We start from the raw sequence: 2,300 nt of genomic DNA on the forward strand, positions 1-2,300 counted from the left end.
GGATCGATGCCGTTGAGTTTGCAGGACCCAATGAGCGAGTACATGGCGGCCGCACGCTCGCCGCCACTGTCGGCGCCGGCGAATAAAAAATTCTTTCGACCCAACGCGACACCGCGCAGCGCATTCTCTGCGATGTTGTTGTCTATCTCTGCCAGGCCATCATCACAGTAGTAGATTAGTGCTTGCCACTGGTTCAGCATGTAATTGATGGCCTTGGTGGTTTCCGACTGCGTCGAGAGTGTCAATAGCCGCTCTCGCAACCACACTTCGAAGTGGTCCAGTAGGGGCCGGGATCTTTGCTGCCGCACCTGTTGACGCACCGCAGGTGGCTTACCCCGGATTTCCGCTTCGATGGCATAGAGATCGCCGATCCGGCGCAATGCCTCCGTGGTGGTCGGCGTTGCCTTGCGGACATGCAGATCGTGCACCTTACGGCGCGCGTGGGCCATACAAGCTGCCTCGCGCACACTGCCATCGGTAAAAACAGCGTTGAAGCCCGCATACGCGTCTGCCTGCAGGATGCCGCGGAAGCCGGCCAGATGCGCTTGGGGATGTTGGCCCTGGCGATTTGGTGTGTAGGCGAACCAGACCGCAGGTGCAGCGTCCGAACCCGATGCGCGATCGTCCCGCACGTAGGCCCATAGTCTTCCCGTCTTGGTCTGCCCCTTACCTGGCGCAAGTACCGGCAGCGGCGTGTCATCCGCGTGAACCTTGCCGGGCATCATCACGTATCGGTGCAAAGCCTCGACCAGCGGGCGTACCAGCGCACCACAAGCGCCGACCCCGCGAGCCATGGTCGTGCGGTCCAGATCCACGCCCTGCCGGGCATAGATCGCGGCTTGGCGGTACAGCGGTTGATGATCAGCGTATTTGGCAACCAGTATGTGAGCGTGCAACCCCGCCGTGGCAATGCCACGCTCAACCGGCCGGCTTGGCGCTTCAGCCTGGACGATGCAATCACAACAGGCGCAGGCCTTCTTGCGCCGCACCTGCCGAATCACCCTGAATGAACTGCTGATGATATCGAGTTGCTCCGAGATGTCCTCGCCCAGCGGCTTGAGCTTACCGCCGCACTCTGGACAGGCTTCGGCCTCGGGCTCGAGAATGCGCTCCTCCCGCTCCAGGTGCTCCGGCAACGGCTTGCGTACCGCTTTCTTCCGGACAGGAGGGGTTGCCTGCGGATCGGCTTCGGTTTCAGCCGCTCCTTCTTCGGCCAGCAGATCTTCCAGTCGGGTCTCGAGCTGTTCAATCTGTCGATCCAGCTTCTCGGACTTCTGGCCAAACTGCATCCGCCTCAGCTTTGAGATCTGCAGATTTAGCTGCTCGATCTCCATGGAGCGGACCGCCAAGGCCCGTTCCATGAGTGCGATCGATTCCCGCTGTGCCAACACCAAGGCCTTCAGGGCCTCAATGTCGTCGGGGAGATCGCTGGGGTCGATTGGCATGCGCGGCAGTTTACGCACATGCCGCAAGGTTTACAACACCGACAGTGGCGGCCAGGTGCGCTCGGGCTGCTTCCAGTTAATCCCCTCCAGCAGCATCGACAATTGCGCTTGCGTCAGATGGATCTTGCCGCTGTCGGCCTGCGGCCAGACGAAACGCCCACGCTCCAGGCGCTTCGAGAGCAAACAAAGCCCATCGCCCGTCGACCACAACACCTTGATGACGTTGCCGCGCCTGCCGCGGAAGACGAAGACATGGCCGGAGAATGGGCTCTCTTGCAGAGTCGCCTCCACCTTCGCGGCGAGCCCGTTGAATCCACAGCGCATGTCGGTCACGCCTGCAGCAATCCAGATGCGTGTTCCCGCCGGCAACCCGATCATGGCGTCAAACGGTCCAGAACCGTACGCAACGTGGTCGCGTCGACTGCCCCTTCAATGCGAATCACCGCTCGGCCCAGCCGGATCTCAATGACGCCCTGCGGCGGCGTCGGCTCGCAACCCGCAGCGCCCGGACTCATCGGCATCAGACCGGGTGTCGAGCTTGGGTGTTCAACGGTGACCGGCAACAACACCGCAGCTTCCTGGCGCTGCTCCATTCGATAGCGTCGGCGCCAGGTGAACAGCATGTTCGCGTTGATGCCGTGTTCGCGTGCCAATTTCGATACCGAGACCCCCGGCTCACACGCAGCGGCTGCCAACCGTTGCTTGAACTCCTCGCTGTGGTTCGGCCGGCCTTTGCGACTGCCGGCGACTGGTACTTCCTGTGACTTTGACAAAGTAGTTCCCATCACTATTTGGTGGGAACTACTTTGGCTCCACTCTACTGAAGGGTACAGACGGTGCTGGCGACTCGCTTAC

General features: G+C 61.4%; 3 protein-coding genes. All 3 read right to left on the minus strand.

What is annotated here, in order from left to right; translation table 11 throughout:
- The coding region (locus CBM2588_RS30570; protein ID WP_115684068.1) for an IS66-like element IS883 family transposase at positions 1–1,445 on the minus strand (1,445 nt) is incomplete at its 3' end.
- Positions 1,446–1,475: 30 nt separating this feature from the next.
- On the minus strand, positions 1,476–1,823 hold the full coding sequence (gene tnpB, locus CBM2588_RS30575; RefSeq protein WP_011154074.1) for an IS66 family insertion sequence element accessory protein TnpB: 348 nt from the start codon (positions 1,821–1,823) through the stop codon (positions 1,476–1,478).
- On the minus strand, positions 1,820–2,230 hold the full coding sequence (gene tnpA / locus CBM2588_RS30580) for an IS66-like element accessory protein TnpA (protein ID WP_115684067.1): 411 nt from the start codon (positions 2,228–2,230) through the stop codon (positions 1,820–1,822). The genes tnpB and tnpA overlap by 4 nt, the downstream gene beginning before the upstream one ends.
- Positions 2,231–2,300: the final 70 nt, after the last annotated feature.

Origin of the sequence: Cupriavidus taiwanensis, assembly GCF_900250075.1 — a bacterium.
Classification (GTDB): domain Bacteria; phylum Pseudomonadota; class Gammaproteobacteria; order Burkholderiales; family Burkholderiaceae; genus Cupriavidus; species Cupriavidus taiwanensis_C.

Bases quoted from the DNA above. Each gene is read 5' to 3' on its own strand.
- tnpA (WP_115684067.1), bottom strand. From the start codon at position 2,230: ATGGGAACTACTTTGTCAAAGTCACAGGAAGTACCAGTCGCCGGCAGT.
- tnpB (WP_011154074.1), bottom strand. From the start codon at position 1,823: ATGATCGGGTTGCCGGCGGGAACACGCATCTGGATTGCTGCAGGCGTG.